Below are 15,050 nucleotides of genomic sequence, written 5' to 3'. Positions count from 1 at the left end.
CGACCGGCTGCGCGAGTGGGACGCCCGCGTGGGCTCGGAGTCGCCCTACGGCTCCGGCGCGCTCGCCGGCTCGTCGCTGGGGCTCGACCCCGAGGCCGTCGCCGCGGACCTGGGCTTCACGGGCTCCGCAGCGAACTCGATCGACGGCACCGCCGCTCGCGACTTCGTCGCCGAGTTCGCCTTCGTGACGGCCCAGATCGGCGTCGACGTCTCCCGGCTGGCCGAGGAGATCATCATCTGGAACACCAAGGAGTTCGACTTCGTCACGCTGCACGACGGGTACTCCACCGGCTCGAGCATCATGCCGCAGAAGAAGAACCCCGACATCGCCGAGCTGGCGCGCGGCAAGTCCGGGCGGCTGATCGGCAACCTGGCAGGCCTGCTGGCGACGCTCAAGGCCCTGCCGCTGGCCTACAACCGCGACCTGCAGGAGGACAAGGAGCCGGTCTTCGACTCGATCGACACGCTCGAGGTCCTGCTGCCGGCGTTCACCGGCATGGTTGCCACGCTCGAGTTCAACACCGCGCGCATGGCCGAGCTCGCGCCGCAGGGGTTCGCGCTGGCCACCGACGTCGCCGAGTGGCTCGTGCGCCGCGGTGTGCCCTTCCGCGTCGCCCATGAGCTGTCCGGCGCGTGCGTGCGAGTCTGCGAGGAGCGCGGCATCGAGCTGTGGGACCTGACGGACGAGGACTTCGAGGCGATCTCGCCGCACCTGGCGGGTGCGTCCGCCGAAGGAGGCGTGCGCGAGGTGCTGACCGTCGCGGGCTCCATCGGCTCGCGCGACGGCCGCGGCGGCACCGCCCAGGCCCGCGTCACCGAGCAGCTGGCCGAGCTGCGCGGAAGGCTCTGAGCCGCTTCGAGGAGGCTGACGGTTTCCCCGGTTAAGTAGGTTCTCCCTCACTTCTCGAGGATCGCAACCCTCGAGAAGTGCCAGAGAACCTCGCTAAGTCCGGCCTCGTAGCACGCTTTCGCGGGCGTTCCTCCTTCGGCGGCGAGCGCGGTGCCGCACCGTCGGCCAGGTCGACTGAACGAGGTTCCCTGTCACTTCTCGAGGTTCGTAACCCTCGTTCAGTGCCAGGAAACCTACTTAACCGGGGAAACCGACAGCCTCACCAGCGGTTGTGGGCCTGCTCGGCCCAGCCGACCAGACCGTCGAGCCGGTGCTCGACGCCCTTGCCGCCACGCGCCCAGCCCGACCAGCGGCCGAAGGCCTGGTAGGTCCTGGCGGCGATGACGCCCAGCTGGGTGGACGCCTCGCGGCGATGGAAGGGCGTCAGCACGGCCTCGACGTCCGGCCCCGTGACGGTCCAGGTCGAGGCCGGGTCCTCGAGGTCGTACTCCCACTGAAGCTCGTCGTCCCAGTGGTGCAGGCGCCCGTCGACGATGAGGCCGTTCTCGGTCTGGCCGGTGCCATCGGTCCAGCGTCCGCCCAGCTGCAGGCCGATCCTGCTCCCGCCGGGGGCCTCGCCGCTGCCCGCGGCCCAGTTCCAGGTCATCCGGTACGGCCACACGCCCCGGCCGCGGTCCAGCACGCCCCAGCCGGCCAGCACGGCCTCACGCTCGCCGTCGACCTCGATCGTGCCGCTGACGGGGCGGGCCAGGTCCTTGAGCGTGTACTGGAAGCGTCGCGGGCTCCACGGGACGACCACGCCCAGCGCATCGTCGCCGCCGACGGCCTCGAGGGCGACCTTGACGCGCTCGTGCTCGACGCTGATCCGGGTGCCGCGTCCGTGGTCGGCGAACGTCAGCGGACCGCTGGCCGCAGTGAACGGCGGCAGGTCGTCGGACAGCCCGGGGCGCAGCGGTCCCGGGCTGGTGGTGTCGGCGACGACCTCGTGCTCGAGCAGCCGGTCGTAGGCGTAGACCTGCGTCAGGTTCGCGTAGTCGAGGTCGGCGATGGTCAGGCCCAGCACGAACCGGCGCGTGACGACGCCCCAGTACTCCCAGCGCTTGACCCGGCCCGTCCACGGCAGGGCCGTGCGGTGCAGGGGCCTGCGGGTCCAGCCGACCGCGGCCGGGTTGAGTCGGCGGCCGACGGCCAGGTCGACGGGCTCCACGATCTCGGGCATGCGCACGAGCCTAGGGTCCACGCCGGCGGGATGGAGCACGGCCCGGAACCGCTCCCTACGGTTCCGGGCCGTGCTGGTCTCAGCGCAGGCAGGCGGGGCGCTTGGTGCGGACGGTCACGGCGCGCACGACCTTGCCGTGGCGCAGGCCGACCTTGGCGCTGACCGGCCCGCGAGCCTTCGCGGTGCGCAGCGACTTCGCGGAGCGCGTGACCTTGAACGGGGCCTTCCGGTCGACGACCAGCCACTTGCGGCCGACGCGGAAGCTGACGGCCTTGACGAGGCCGCTGCCGCCGGTGGTGCGCAGGGTGACGCGCTGGCGCGCCCGCGGACCGCTGCAGACAGCACGCACGTTGAGCGTCTTCGCCGCGGCGTCGACGCGCTGCTTCGAGGTCGGCTTCGGCGTCGGCGCGGGCGTGGGCGCCGGCTCGGGCTCGGCGATCAGCGGCTCGATGGTCTTGAGGGACTGGATGGCCATCTGCGCCATGCCGGCGGTCGACGGGTGCAGCGTGATGCCGTCCCCGTAGCCGTTCAGTCCGCGGACCCACTGGTCGGCGGGATCGGCGCAGGCCGTGTGGTCGCGCCAGCCGGCGATGTCGCGCATCTCGACGAACGCGACGTCCTCGTCGGCGGCGACGCCCTTGATCGTGTCGCTGAGCCGGTCGATCATGCCTTGCAGGTAGACCAGGTCGGCGTCCTTGGCGTTGACGAGGGCGGGGCACGTCTCGAGCGGGACGTACGTGCCGTAGCCGACGGCGACGATCTTCGCGTGCGGCGACCGCTCGCGGACGTCCTCGATGACCTTGCGGTAGATCGGGACCAGCGCGTCGATCTTCTCGTGGAACGGCTCGGGCGGCAGCGTGCTGCACCCCTGCATGAGACACGTGGTGGCCAGGCCGACCAGGCCGACGTCGTTGCCGCCCATGGTGCCCAGCGTGACGAGCGTCGTGTCGGGCTTGAGCGCATCGAGCTGCGGCTCGACGCCGGGGCTCTGGGAGGCCCACCAGTCGGCCGTCGTGGCCGCGCTGCAGCTGGCGTCGGTGAACGAGGCGGCGTCGATGGTCTCGGCGACGACGCTCACGAAGTTCCGGGTGCTGCGGGCGCACGTGGGGTCCTCAGGACGCTGGACGGGGATGCCCGGTCCTGAGACGAAGGAGTCGCCCAGGGCGACGTAGTGCTCGCCTCCGGGAGTCGGGGCCGCGGCGGCGCCGGTGGCGGACGTGGCCGAGACCAGGCCTGCGGTGAGGGCGACGCCGGCCAGGCTCGCCAGGGATCGGGAAAGGATGGGACGCACGTGAACTCCTGCAGCGGGGGAAAGTGACTTGGGTCACATATACACCATCGCGGCGTCGCCGTCCGGACCACCTCAATCGAGCAGGTAGCGCCGTTCGGGACGCCCCGCGGTGCCGTAGCGCAACCGCACCGTCGCCCGCCCGGTCTGGACGAAGTGCTCGAGGTAGCGGCGGGCGCTGACCCGGGAGAGCCCCACCCGCTCGGCGGCTTCGGCGGCCGAGACCTCGCCGGCGCCGGACAGCGCGGCGAGCACCGATGCGGCGGTCTCGGCGCTCAGCCCCTTGGGCAGAGGTGCGGCGCCGACCGTGCCACCACCGAAGGCACGGTCGATCGCCGACTGGTCGGGCTCGGTCTGGGTGGGCAGGGCCGTCAGCGAGCGCGCGACCGCCCGCAGGCGCTCGGCGAGCTGGGGGTACTCGAACGGCTTCACGAGGTACTGCTGCGCGCCGCCCAGCAGTGCGGCACGGACGACGCCGGCGTCGCGCTCGGCGGTGACCATGATGACCCCGACCCCGTGACCGGCGGCGCGAAGCGAGCGCAGCACCTCGATGCCGTCCATGTCCGGCAGGTGCACGTCCAGCAGCACGAGGTCCGGGCCGAGCTCGGCGACGGCGGCCAGGGCCTCGGCGCCCGTGCCGGCGGTCCCGGCGACGACGAAGCCGTCGGTGCGATCCACGAATCGCTCGTGGATCCGCGCCACCATGAAGTCGTCGTCCACCACGAGGACGCGGATCATGCGGCGTCCCCCCGCGGGAGCCGGACGCGGAACGTCGCACCAGGACCGCCGTCGTCGAGGGTCGCCGAGCCGCCACGGCGCGTGGCGATGAGCCGGACGAGCGGCAGCCCGATGCCGCGACCACCCAGGACCTCGGACTTGGTGGAGTACCCGCGCGAGAAGATCGATCCGGCGATCTCGTCGGGCACGCCGGGTCCGTCGTCGCTCACCACGACCTCGATCGTGCCATCGGCGACATTCACCCTGACGACGACCTCGCTCCCCGCGCCGCTTCGGCAGGCGTCCACCGCGTTGTCGACCAGGTTGCCCAGCACGGTCGTGAGGTCGGCCGCCAGCTCGGCGTCCAGTGCGGGCAGTCGGGACGACTCGTCGATCCGCAGGTCGAGGCCCGCCTCGGCCGCCTGACTGACCTTCGCTGCCAGCAGCGCCGCGACGGCGGGGTCGTGCACGGCGTCGCGCAGGCTGGTGTCGAGGACGGCGCGCTCGCGGGTCAGGGTGCCCAGCAGGCTCGCCAGCTCGTCGTACTCGCCGAGCTCCACGAGACCGGAGATGGTGTGCAGGCGGTTCGCGAACTCGTGGGTCTGCGCCCGCAGCGCATCACTGATCGAGAGGTTCGAGCTGAGCTGCTGCTCGACCTCGACGACGTCGGTGCGATCGCGCATCGTCGTGACGCTGCCGATGCCCAGCCCTCGGCTCGAGGCGGCGCGCCGGTTGACCACGAGCACCCGGTCGCCCGTCAGCACGACGGCGTCGCGGGCCTCGGCGTCCCCGGCGATCAGGGCGGTCAGCTCGGGGTCGAGGCCCACGGAGCTGATGGGCCGTCCGACGGGATCTCCGCCGACGTTCAGCAGTCGGCGCGCGGCGTCGTTCATGACGGTCACGATGCCCGCGTTGTCCACGGCCACGACACCCTCGCGGATGCTGTGGAGCAGGGCGTAGCGGTGGTCGGCGAGCGTCGCGATCTCCCCGCCGGCCAGTCCGCGGGTGCGCCGCTTGAGCAGTCGGGCCACCGCCCACGTCCCCAACCCGCCGAGCAGTGCGCCGAGGCCCAGGTACAGCGCGAGGTCGGTCGAGGAGTCGGCGACCCGGTCCCACCAGGACGGGTACGCCTGGGCCGCGACGGCGATGCCCACGACCGTCCCGTCCTCGGAGATCACGGGCGCGTGGGCGGTGACGGAGCGGCGGCCGTCCCGGACGAGGTCGCCACTCCAGCCGCGGCCCTCGCGCACGCGGCTCTCGCCGAGGTCGACCGAGGTGCCGACCTCCGCCGGCTCGGCCGAGGCGATCACGACGCCCTGCGGGTCGGTGACCAGGACGTCCGTGGCGCCCGACAGCGCGACGGCGCGCTCCACGAAGGGCGCCAGGGTGCGGGTCGCGGACGGGTCGTCGATCGCGGTGCGCACGACCTCGCCGCCCGCGAGGTACTCGGCCACGGACCGCATGGCGCTGCCGCGCTGGTCGGTGAAGGCGGCCGTGCTCTGGCGGAACGAGATGACCGCGACGACGATCAGCACCGCCGCGACGACCGCCAGCTGCAGCAGCAGCACCTGCCCGGCCAGCGTCAGTCGACGCCTGCTCGTCGTGCCGTCGCGCGTGACCACAATGACCAGAACCTCCTTTGGTTCCGCAATCGTGACCCACGCCACAGACGCGCGCATGATCAGGGTGAGGACGAGGAGGACCGATGACCAGATGGGCGATGGACGACCGACGCGGCAGGGCGCTCGGCGTCGGGCTCGTGGTGACGCTCGTGCTGGCGATGCTCGCCGGCTGCGGCGTGACCCGTGCCGACGGTGAGGACGCCGCCAACCGACGCCTGCGCATGATGATCCCGAACAGTCCGGGCGGCGGCTACGACCTGACCGGCCGGGCCGGCGTGCGCGCCATGGAGCAGAACGAGCTCACCGGGCGCTTCGAGGTCACGAACGTCATCGGCGCCGGCGGCACGGTCGCGATGCAGCGGCTGATGAACGAGCGCGGTGCCGACGACCTCCTGATGACGATGGGGCTGGGCGTCGTGGGATCGGTCTTCACGAACGGCTCCGACGCCACGGTCGACAAGGCGACGCCGATCGCCCAGCTGGTCTCCGAGCCCGAAGGCATCCTCGTGCCCGAGGACTCGCCCTTCGAGACGGTCCAGGACTTCGTGGACGCGTGGAAGAAGGACCCGGGCAGCGTGACCGTCGGTGGTGGCTCGTCGCCCGGTGGACCGGACCACCTGTTCCCGATGCAGCTGGCGCAGGAGCTGGGCATCGACGCGAGGGACGTCAACTACATCACCTACGACGGCGGCGGCCCGCTCACCACCGCCCTGCTCGGCTCCAAGATCGACGTCGGCATGTCGGGGCTGGGGGAGTTCGAGGGCCAGATCGAGGACGGCTCACTGCGCGTCCTGGCCGTCTCCGGCGAGGAGCGACTCGACACCGTCGACGCGCCCACCCTCATGGAGGAGGGCATCGACTTCAGCTTCATCAACTGGCGCGGCGTGCTGGCACCGCCGGGCATCTCCGACGAGACGCGCGACGAGTACGTCGAGCTGCTCACCGCGATGCACGAGACGGCCGAGTGGCGAGAAGCGCTCGAGCGCAACGGCTGGATCGACGACTTCATCACCGGCGACGAGTTCGGGACGTTCCTGAAGGAGCAGAACGACCGCGTCGCCACGACCCTCGAGGAGTTGGGGCTCGCATGAACACCTCGGACGCCACGCCGTCACGCACGGTGGACACACCCCAGTACGGACTGGCCGCCTTCGTCACCCTCGTGGGCGTCGTCGTGCTGGTCGACGCCGTCGGCCTGGACCCGGGCTTCGCGGACCAGCCCGTCCAGCCCTACGCGTTCTCGTACGCGATCGGCACCGTCCTCGTGGTCCTGGGCGGCCTGCTGGCCGTCGCCACGTGGCGCGGCGACGTCGCCGCGCCCGAGGAGGGCGAGGACATCGACCTCAGCGGCGGCCTGGACTGGTCGACCCTGCTGGGCCTGATCGCGGTGATCGTGGTCGTGGTGGCCCTGATCGGCTGGCTCGGCTGGGCGATCATGGGCGCCTTCCTGTTCGCCGCGTCGGCCCGGATCCTGGGCAGCCGCCGCCTCCTGCTCGACATCGGCGTGGGCATCGTCCTGGCGCTGGTGACCTGGTACGGCTTCTACGTCGGACTGGGGATCCCGATCCCCGCCGGTGTCCTGGACGGAGTGCTCTGATGGACCTGCTCCTGGACGGCTTCGCGAATGCGCTGACCCCCGAGAACCTCATGTACGCCGTGATCGGCGTGCTGCTCGGCACGGCCGTCGGCGTGCTGCCGGGCATCGGACCGGCCATGACGGTGGCCCTGCTGCTGCCGATCACGTACAACGTCGAGCCGACGGGCGCGCTGATCATGTTCGCCGGCATCTACTACGGCGGCATGTACGGCGGCTCGACGACGTCGATCCTGCTGAACACCCCCGGCGAGTCCTCATCGGTGGTGACTGCGCTCGAGGGCAACAAGATGGCCAAGGGCGGGCGCGCTGCGCAGGCGCTGGCCACGGCGGCGATCGGCTCGTTCGTCGCGGGCACGATCGGCTCGATCCTGCTCGTCGTGCTGATGCCGAACATCGCCGACGTCGTGGTGAAGCTCGGTGCGCCCTCGTACTTCGCGATCATGCTCTTCGCGCTCTTCACGGTCACGGCGGTGCTCGGCTCGTCGAAGCTGCGCGGCTTCATCGCGCTGTTCCTGGGCCTGACGATCGCCCTGGTGGGCTCGCAGACCGGCCAGGCGCGCCTCACGTTCGGCCGGCCCGAGCTGGCCGACGGCATCGACGTCGTGGTGGTGGCGGTCGCCATCTTCGCGATCGGCGAGGCCCTGTGGGTCGCGGCCCACCTGCGCCGCCGCCCGCTCGAGATCATCCCCGTCGGCCAGCCGTGGATGAGCCGGGCGGACTGGGGCCGGTCCTGGAAGCCGTGGCTGCGCGGCACGGCGTTCGGCTTCCCCTTCGGCGCGCTGCCCGCTGGCGGCGCCGAGGTCCCGACATTCCTGTCGTACATCACCGAGCGTCGCCTGACGAAGCACCCCGAGGAGTTCGGCCAGGGCGCGATCGAAGGGGTCGCCGGACCCGAGGCCGCCAACAACGCCTCGGCCGCCGGGACGCTCGTCCCGCTGCTGGCGATCGGCCTGCCGACCACGGCGACCGCCGCGGTGATGCTGCTGGCGATCCAGAGCTACGGCATCCAGCCGGGGCCGCAGCTCCTGGACACCGAGCCCGAGCTCGTGTGGGCTCTGCTGGCCAGCCTGTTCATCGCCAACGCGCTGCTGCTCGTGCTGAACCTGCCGATGGCTCCCATCTGGGCGAAGCTGCTGCGGATCCCGCGGCCGTACCTGTACGCCGGCATCCTGTTCTTCGCCGCGCTCGGCGCCTACAGCGTCAACTTCCAGGCGTTCGACCTCGCGATCCTGCTGGTGCTCGGCCTGCTGGGCTTCGCGATGCGGCGCTTCGGCCTCCCGGTGCTGCCGCTCATCATCGGCGTGATCCTCGGCCCACGTCTGGAGGAGCAGCTGACCACCGCGCTCGCCATCTCCCAGGGCGACCTGAGCACCCTGTGGAGCGAGCCGGTCGCCGTCGTGGTCTACGCCCTGATGGTCCTCATCATGGTCATCATGGCGGTCGCCGCATGGAAGCGGCGCGGGCACGACACCGACGAGATCGACCGCGTGCTCGACCGGGCCGCGGCCAACGACACCGATGACATCTGAGAGGACGACGACATGACGATCGTGGTCGCCTACAGCCCTGACAGGTACGGACGGGCCGCCCTGGCCCACGGCGCGGCCGAGGCGACGTTGCGCGGCGAGCACCTGCTCGTCGTCAACGACACCCGCGGCGACGCCCTCGTGGACGACCGGTTCGCGCACGAGGCCGAGGTCGCCCGCGTCCGTGCCCGGCTGGCGACGCTCGGCCTCGACGCCGAGATGCGCCAGGAGGTGGTGCGCGACGTCGCGGAGGGTGTCGTGAAGGCGGCCGCGGAGGTCGAGGCGAGCCTCATCGTGGTGGGCGTCCGGCATCGCAGCCCGGTGGGCAAGGCGTTGCTGGGCAGCGTCGCGCAACGCGTGATCCTGGACGCGCCGTGTCCCGTCCTGGCCGTCAAGCCCGACGAGGAGTCCGACGGGATCTGAGCCGGTCCTGACCCACGACGTGCCGCCTCGGCGCACGCCACGGATACTCGGGGTGTCCCGCCGTCCCGACGAGAGCGATCCTCACGAGCCATGACCGACGTCACCGAGCGCGCCCGAGGGCTGCTGGGGCGCCTGCTGCACGGCCACGGGGTGGTCGCCCGGATCACCGAGGTCGAGGCGTACGGCGGGATCGACGACCCCGCCTCGCACGCCTACAAGCGAACGCCACGCTCCGAGATCATGTACGGCTCCCCGTGGCGGCTGTACGTCTACCGGATCCACGGCCATCACGCCGCCAACGTCGTCACGGGCCCCACCGAGCAGGCCGCGGCGGTCCTGGTCCGCGCGGGCGAGATCGTCGAGGGCCTCGAGCTCGCGTACGAGCGCCGTGGGCCGGTCGCCGAGCAGGCCCTCGGCCGCGGGCCGGGCAACCTCACGAAGGCGCTCGGCATCACGAGTGCCGACCTGGGCACGGACCTGCTCGACCCCACGCCGGTCTTCCTGGGGGAGCGGGTCGAGAGCCCGCTGATCGTGGCCGGCCCCCGGGTCGGAGTCCGGCTGAACGCCGATGCGCCGTGGCGGTTCTGGGTGGCCGACGACCCCACGGTCTCGGCCTATCGCCGCCACCCGGGGGCGGGGCTCACGCCCAGCGACGCAGCGCCGGGACGAGGTCCAGCACCCAGGCGATGACCGTCGAGATCACGACGGTCGCCACGAAGATCAGCGGGACCCCGAGGGCGGGCTGGTCGTCGACGAGGGTGCCCAGGTCGGTCGCGACCCGCAGCGTGTGCAGCACGAGGGCGTGCACGAGGTAGATCCGGAAGCTCAGTTCGGAGAACCTCGACACGAGCGGCCACGCCGGTCCGGGTCCGCGCTCACGGCCGGCGAAGAAGGCGAACACCGCGACCGAGAAGAGCAGCACCGGCGGGTTGAGGTTGTCGTACGCGGCGAAGACGTCGGGGTCGCCAGCGCGGGCCGCCAGCCATGTCGCGACGAAGGTCCACGTGAGGCCCGCCGCGCCGACGACGACCCAGGCCGCGGGAGCCACCTTGATGCGATCGCGGTAGTGGCTCAGCACGAAGCCCAGCACGAACAGGCCCACGTATCCGGCCGGGAACGCCGACAACGGCATCGGATAGATCACCGGGAATCGGTCACCCAGCAGGAAGGTCCCCCAGCGCGGCACCAGATCGGCGACGGCCCACAGGCCCAGGAACAGCAGCAGCAGGTGTCGGCGCTGCGGCTCGGGCCGGTCGGTCAACGCACGCCACAGCGGAACCGTGAGGTAGATGCCGAGCAGGCCGTACACGAACCACAGGTGGTAGACGGCGGGGCCGCCCAGCAGGGCGCGGACGAGCTCGGCCGGATCGAGCGAGAGCGGGTCCCTGAGGGTGCCGCCGACCCCTCGCCATCCCCGGTCGTTCAGCACGATGTTGGCGATCGCGTAGACGACGATCCAGGTGAGCGTCGGCAGCGCGACGCGCAGGAACTGGGGGCGCAGCACGAAGCGGCGCACCGGATCCAGCAGCAGGGCGCCGGAGGTCATGAAGAAGCAGTTGACGGCGAAGCGCCCGGCGGAGTCGGCCAGGTTGCCCACGTTGAACGCGGACGCGAAGTCGGGCAGCGAGTTCCGCTCGGCCACGACCACGATCGCCCCGGTGTGGAGCAGGATCACGCCGAGCGTGGACAGCACCCGCAAGTGGTCCAGCTCGTACCGGCGGACCCGGGTCGTGGTGCTCATGGCGGCACCCTAGAGGTCGGCGTCCTCCGCCTGGTCCGTCACCTCGGCGGGCAGCTCGCAGACGCCGTCCACGCACACGGGTGCGTCGCCGCCCACGACCTCGAACGGGCCGGTCACACCGTCGCCTCGGCCTCGTCGACGACCCGTTGCAACACCTGCGTGAAGACGCCCGGGTCCTGTGCGCCCGAGACGCCCAGGCGGCCGTCGAACACGAAGAACGGCACGCCGCTGATCCCGTACGCGCGGGCCTGGGCGATGTCCGCCTCGACTGCCTCGGCGTACTGCTGCGACTCGAGCGCGGCGCGCAGGGCCGCGCCGTCCAGGCCGACCTCGGCACCCAGCTCGACGAGCTCGTCGACCCGGCCGACGTGGCGTCCCTGCTCGAAGTAGGCCGACAGCAGGCGCTCCTTGAGCTGGACCTGCAGTCCGTGGTCCTTCGCGAAGTGCAGTGCCTGGTGGGCCAGCAGCGTCTTGGTGTGGCGCAGCGCCTCGAAGTCGTACGCCAGGCCCTCGGCGGCGGCCAGCTCGGTCATCTGGCCCAGCATCTGCTCGACCTGGGCGGGATCCATGCCCTTGTGGTGGGCCAGGAAGTCCACCTCGCTGCCCTCGAAGTCGACAGGCGTGTCGGGAGCCAGCTCGAAGCTGTGGAACTCGACCTCGACCTCGCCGTCCCAGTCGGCGACGGCGCGCTCGAAGCGGCGCTTGCCCACGAAGCACCACGGGCAGGCGATGTCGGACCAGATGTCGACCTTGACGGGACGGGCTGCAGACGTGTTCACGATCATGGCCAACGTCCGTGCCCGCGCCGCCATTCCCGCCGCCGCAGCGCGATACGCTCGGCCCATGACCATCGCCGTCGCGTACCGTCCGGACGACTACGGCCGAGCAGCGGTCCGCTGGGCCACCGCCAAGGCCGAGGCGAACGACGAGAAGCTCGTCCTGATCACCGTCTCCGAGATCGACCCCGAGTTCGACGAGCACGAGGAGATCGACCTCTCCGAGTTCACCGAGCGGTTCGAGCTCGAGGGGATCGACTACGAGATCCGTCGTGCGGCCTCGTTGTCGGTGTCGGACGTCGTCATCGACGAGGCCGTCGACGCCGGCGCGGACCGCCTGGTCATCGGCATCCGCAAGCGCACGCCCGTCGGCAAGATGCTGATGGGCCGGGTCACCCAGATGATCCTGCTCGACGCGCCGATGCCCGTCATCGCCGTCAAGCCCTGACGGTCAGCCCCGGGCCCGTCGTCGCAGGGTGACCGCGGCGATCCCGATGCTCGTGAACCCGTCGAGGGCCACGAGTGCCGCGACCGCCCATCGCACGAGGAGCCAGGGCTCGAGCGCGGTCGCCAGCCCGTACGCGAGCGCCAGCTCGGTGAGGCCGTAGAGGAGCGTCACGAGCGGGTGGTCCAGCAGGAAGCGCCGGAAACCGCCGAGCGGCCCCTTCGTCAGCTTCTCGCGAGAGAACTCGCCGCGGACGTCCTCGGCGACCCCGCGGGAGCCGCGAGCCACCATTTCCCGCCTCGAGAGGGGACCGACGCCCACGACGGGCTCGGGTGCCACGCCCTCCAGGAGCCAGGCGGCCGCGGCGCCGGGGACACCGACGGTCTCGGCGATGTCGTGGGCGAACGACGCCTCACCCGTACCGGCCGCGCGCAGTCGCGACACCGTTGCGTCGTCGAAGGTCCGGCGCGACGTGAAGCGCACCGAGACCTCGCCCAGCAACTGCGTCCGGACCGAGCTCTCGGGCAGCCCTGGCGTCAGTTCGACGGGTACCCCGGAGTCGACGTGGCACGTGACCACTCGGCGGCCCTGTCGTGCGCGGATGATCGCCATCTGGGCATCGCCCTCGCGACGCAGGGAGACCGCGGGCAGCTGGGACCGCAGAGCCACGTCGGCCACGATCCCGGGGTCCGTGCTGGCCGTGTCGAGGATCAGCGTGAATCCGTCGACGTGGGCCACCTCGACGACGGAACGGGTGCTGTTCGCGATCGACTGGGCGTCCGAGTCGACGTCGTGGTCGGTCCGGACCACGTGCACGGATCTCCGTGACGTCATGTGGTCGTTCGTCTCCGAGATGAGCTCGAGGAGGTCCGCCACCTCGCCCGGCGGGTCGTGATCGTGGTGCCGCCCGTGACGGTCCACGACGCCGTCGTCGACCAGAGCGACCGTGCCGAACCGGTGCACGAGCGACCGGACCAGGTCCTGCCAGCCGAGAGTCGCGGGAAGGTCGTCGCTTCTCAGCACGAGGCCGTCGTGGGTGAGCGCCATGCGGACGCAGTGCAGTCCAGGACGGCCCACGCGCTGCCCGTCGACGACGCCGGCTGCGACCCGGACCGATCCGAGGTACGCGACGACGTCGTCGGCCGAGACCTCCGCACCGTCGGGTCGGCGAGCGACGAGCCCGATCTCGTGCACGTCGGCGGGGCTGTTCACGCCCGAAGCCTACTGAAACTCGGCTGTCCGGGCGTCGATAGCCTGAGGCGGTGACTACTCATGTGATCGACGACCTGCAGGCGCGAGGACTCATCGCGCACTCCACCGACCTGGACGCGCTGCGCGCCCAGATGGATGCGGGGCCGATCACCTACTACGTGGGCTTCGATCCGACCGCGCCCAGCCTGCACGTCGGCAACCTGCTGCAGTTGCTCACCGCTCGCCGCCTCCAGCTGGCCGGCCATCGGCCGCTGATCCTGGTGGGCGGCTCCACCGGCCTCATTGGTGACCCGAAGGAATCGGGGGAGCGGGTGATGAACTCCAAGGAGACCGTCGCCGAGTGGGTGGAGCGGATCCGCGGCCAGGTCTCGCAGTTCGTCGCCTTCGACGGCGAGAACGGCGCGACGGTGGTCAACAACCTCGACTGGACCGAGCCGCTCTCGACCGTGGACTTCCTGCGCGACATCGGCAAGCACTTCCCCGTCAACCGGATGCTGGCTCGCGACGTCGTCGCCAGCCGACTCGAGTCCGGCATCAGCTACGCGGAGTTCAGCTACGTGCTGCTGCAGTCGATGGACTTCCTCGAGCTGTTCCGGCGGCACGGCGCCGTGCTGCAGACCGGTGGCAGCGACCAGTGGGGCAACCTCACCGGGGGAGTGGAGCTCATCCGCCGCGCGGAGGGCGCCAAGGTCCATGCGTTCGCGACACCGCTCATCACCAAGGCCGACGGCACCAAGTTCGGCAAGACCGAGAGCGGGACGATCTGGCTCGACCCCGAGCTGATGAGCCCCTACGCCTTCTACCAGTCGTGGATCCAGGCGGAGGACTCCAAGGTCGGCGAGTACCTCAAGCAGTTCACGTTCCTGCCGGTCGACGAGGTCGACGCCCTGATGGCCGAGCACGACGAGCGACCGGGAGCCCGCGCCGCCCAGCGCCGCCTCGCCGCCGAGCTGACGACTCTCGTGCACGGGGACGCCGAGACGAAGGCCGCAGAGCTGGCGTCCGTCGCCTTGTTCGGGCGCGGCGAGCTGACGGACCTGCCGGAGTCGACCCTCGGTGCCGCCCTGCGCGAGGCCGGCGCCGTGGACGTCGAGGGCGGGACCTCCTTGGTGGACGCGCTCCTCGCGTGTGGGCTGGCCGACTCGAAGTCCGCCGCGCGCCGAGCGATCTCCGACGGCGGCGCCTACGTGAACAACGAGCGCGTGGAGGATCCCGAGCTCGTGCTCGGTCGTGAGCATCGGCTGCCCGGCGGCTGGAGCGTGCTGCGCCGGGGCAAGAAGGCGGTCTCCGGCGTCCGAACTGCGTGAATTGCCTGCCGTTCCAATGTGTGACCGGCAGCACCCACCCCCCGGTTTGGAGTCTTCGGGGACGTGTGTGTAGTGTTCTTCTTGTTGCACCGCACAGCGGGGCAGCAGCCCGAAACCGAAGCGGTTAACGCCAGGAGCCCCACGGGGAGCCGGAAACTGACCGCAGGAAAACGGAGGGCGTCACCGTGACCGACCCGGGTTTGACCCGGTGAAAACGAGCGGTGTAAGGTTGACAGCCCCTTGGGTCGGAGCCAGACGGCGAAGATCTCGGGTGTGCGTCTGATCCTTGAGAACTCAACAGTGTGCCAAAAGTCGACGAATTATTTA

General features: G+C 71.1%; 15 protein-coding genes. 8 read left to right on the top strand and 7 right to left on the bottom strand.

Annotated elements, in window-relative coordinates; translation table 11 throughout:
- On the top strand, positions 1 to 850 hold an 850-nt coding region (gene argH / locus RT323_RS13055), incomplete at its 5' end, for an argininosuccinate lyase (protein ID WP_313409202.1).
- 259 nt (positions 851 to 1,109) lie between these two features.
- Here the strand turns inward: argH and RT323_RS13050 are convergent.
- The 4 genes from RT323_RS13050 to RT323_RS13035 form a co-directional block, all read right to left on the bottom strand.
- Positions 1,110 to 2,069 (bottom strand): DUF2804 domain-containing protein, encoded by a 960-nt coding sequence (locus tag RT323_RS13050; RefSeq protein ID WP_313409200.1) that lies wholly within the window; start codon positions 2,067 to 2,069, stop codon positions 1,110 to 1,112.
- 79 nt (positions 2,070 to 2,148) lie between these two features.
- Positions 2,149 to 3,360, bottom strand: coding sequence for an SGNH/GDSL hydrolase family protein (locus RT323_RS13045; RefSeq protein ID WP_313409198.1), 1,212 nt, complete (start codon positions 3,358 to 3,360; stop codon positions 2,149 to 2,151).
- Positions 3,361 to 3,432: 72 nt separating this feature from the next.
- A complete protein-coding gene (locus RT323_RS13040) occupies positions 3,433 to 4,095 on the bottom strand; it encodes a response regulator (protein WP_313409195.1) in 663 nt (220 codons plus the stop codon).
- Positions 4,092 to 5,696: an ATP-binding protein gene (locus tag RT323_RS13035; RefSeq protein ID WP_313409192.1), complete on the bottom strand. Its 1,605-nt coding sequence runs from the start codon at positions 5,694 to 5,696 to the stop codon at positions 4,092 to 4,094. Before RT323_RS13035 ends, RT323_RS13040 begins: the two co-directional genes overlap by 4 nt.
- An 83-nt stretch (positions 5,697 to 5,779) precedes the next feature.
- Here RT323_RS13035 and RT323_RS13030 point away from each other — a divergent pair, with 83 nt between their 5' ends.
- From RT323_RS13030 to RT323_RS13010, 5 genes are all read left to right on the top strand, one after another.
- Positions 5,780 to 6,787: a tripartite tricarboxylate transporter substrate-binding protein gene (locus RT323_RS13030; protein ID WP_313409189.1), complete on the top strand. Its 1,008-nt coding sequence runs from the start codon at positions 5,780 to 5,782 to the stop codon at positions 6,785 to 6,787.
- Positions 6,784 to 7,293 (top strand): tripartite tricarboxylate transporter TctB family protein, encoded by a 510-nt coding sequence (locus tag RT323_RS13025; RefSeq protein WP_313409187.1) that lies wholly within the window; start codon positions 6,784 to 6,786, stop codon positions 7,291 to 7,293. Before RT323_RS13030 ends, RT323_RS13025 begins: the two co-directional genes overlap by 4 nt.
- Positions 7,293 to 8,822, top strand: a complete 1,530-nt coding sequence (locus RT323_RS13020; RefSeq protein ID WP_313409185.1) for a tripartite tricarboxylate transporter permease — start codon at positions 7,293 to 7,295, stop codon at positions 8,820 to 8,822. The genes RT323_RS13025 and RT323_RS13020 overlap by 1 nt, the downstream gene beginning before the upstream one ends.
- 12 nt (positions 8,823 to 8,834) lie before the next feature.
- Positions 8,835 to 9,242, top strand: coding sequence for a universal stress protein (locus tag RT323_RS13015; protein ID WP_313409182.1), 408 nt, complete (start codon positions 8,835 to 8,837; stop codon positions 9,240 to 9,242).
- Between the two features lie 90 nt (positions 9,243 to 9,332).
- Complete coding sequence (locus RT323_RS13010) at positions 9,333 to 9,932, top strand: DNA-3-methyladenine glycosylase (protein WP_313409180.1); 600 nt, start codon at positions 9,333 to 9,335, stop codon at positions 9,930 to 9,932.
- Here the strand turns inward: RT323_RS13010 and RT323_RS13005 are convergent.
- Positions 9,883 to 10,983: an acyltransferase family protein gene (locus RT323_RS13005; protein ID WP_313409178.1), complete on the bottom strand. Its 1,101-nt coding sequence runs from the start codon at positions 10,981 to 10,983 to the stop codon at positions 9,883 to 9,885. The genes RT323_RS13010 and RT323_RS13005 overlap by 50 nt on opposite strands.
- Before the next feature lie 113 nt (positions 10,984 to 11,096).
- A complete protein-coding gene (locus tag RT323_RS13000; RefSeq protein WP_313409175.1) occupies positions 11,097 to 11,768 on the bottom strand; it encodes a DsbA family oxidoreductase in 672 nt (223 codons plus the stop codon).
- A gap of 58 nt (positions 11,769 to 11,826) precedes the next feature.
- On the opposite strand from RT323_RS13000, the gene RT323_RS12995 reads away from it, so the two are divergent.
- Positions 11,827 to 12,207: a universal stress protein gene (locus RT323_RS12995; RefSeq protein WP_313409172.1), complete on the top strand. Its 381-nt coding sequence runs from the start codon at positions 11,827 to 11,829 to the stop codon at positions 12,205 to 12,207.
- Positions 12,208 to 12,210: 3 nt separating this feature from the next.
- Here RT323_RS12995 and RT323_RS12990 read toward each other — a convergent pair whose 3' ends face one another.
- Positions 12,211 to 13,416 carry a hypothetical protein gene (locus RT323_RS12990; protein WP_313409171.1) on the bottom strand — a complete coding sequence of 402 codons (1,206 nt, stop codon included), beginning with the start codon at positions 13,414 to 13,416 and terminating at the stop codon, positions 12,211 to 12,213.
- A gap of 50 nt (positions 13,417 to 13,466) precedes the next feature.
- On the opposite strand from RT323_RS12990, the gene tyrS reads away from it, so the two are divergent.
- Positions 13,467 to 14,723, top strand: coding sequence for a tyrosine--tRNA ligase (gene tyrS, locus RT323_RS12985; protein ID WP_313409169.1), 1,257 nt, complete (start codon positions 13,467 to 13,469; stop codon positions 14,721 to 14,723).
- Positions 14,724 to 15,050 lie beyond the last annotated feature (327 nt).

Source organism: Aeromicrobium sp., assembly GCF_032084975.1.
Lineage (GTDB): Bacteria > Actinomycetota > Actinomycetes > Propionibacteriales > Nocardioidaceae > Aeromicrobium.
Note: the sequence above shows the minus strand (reverse complement) of the source record. Positions and strands in the feature narration are given on the sequence as shown.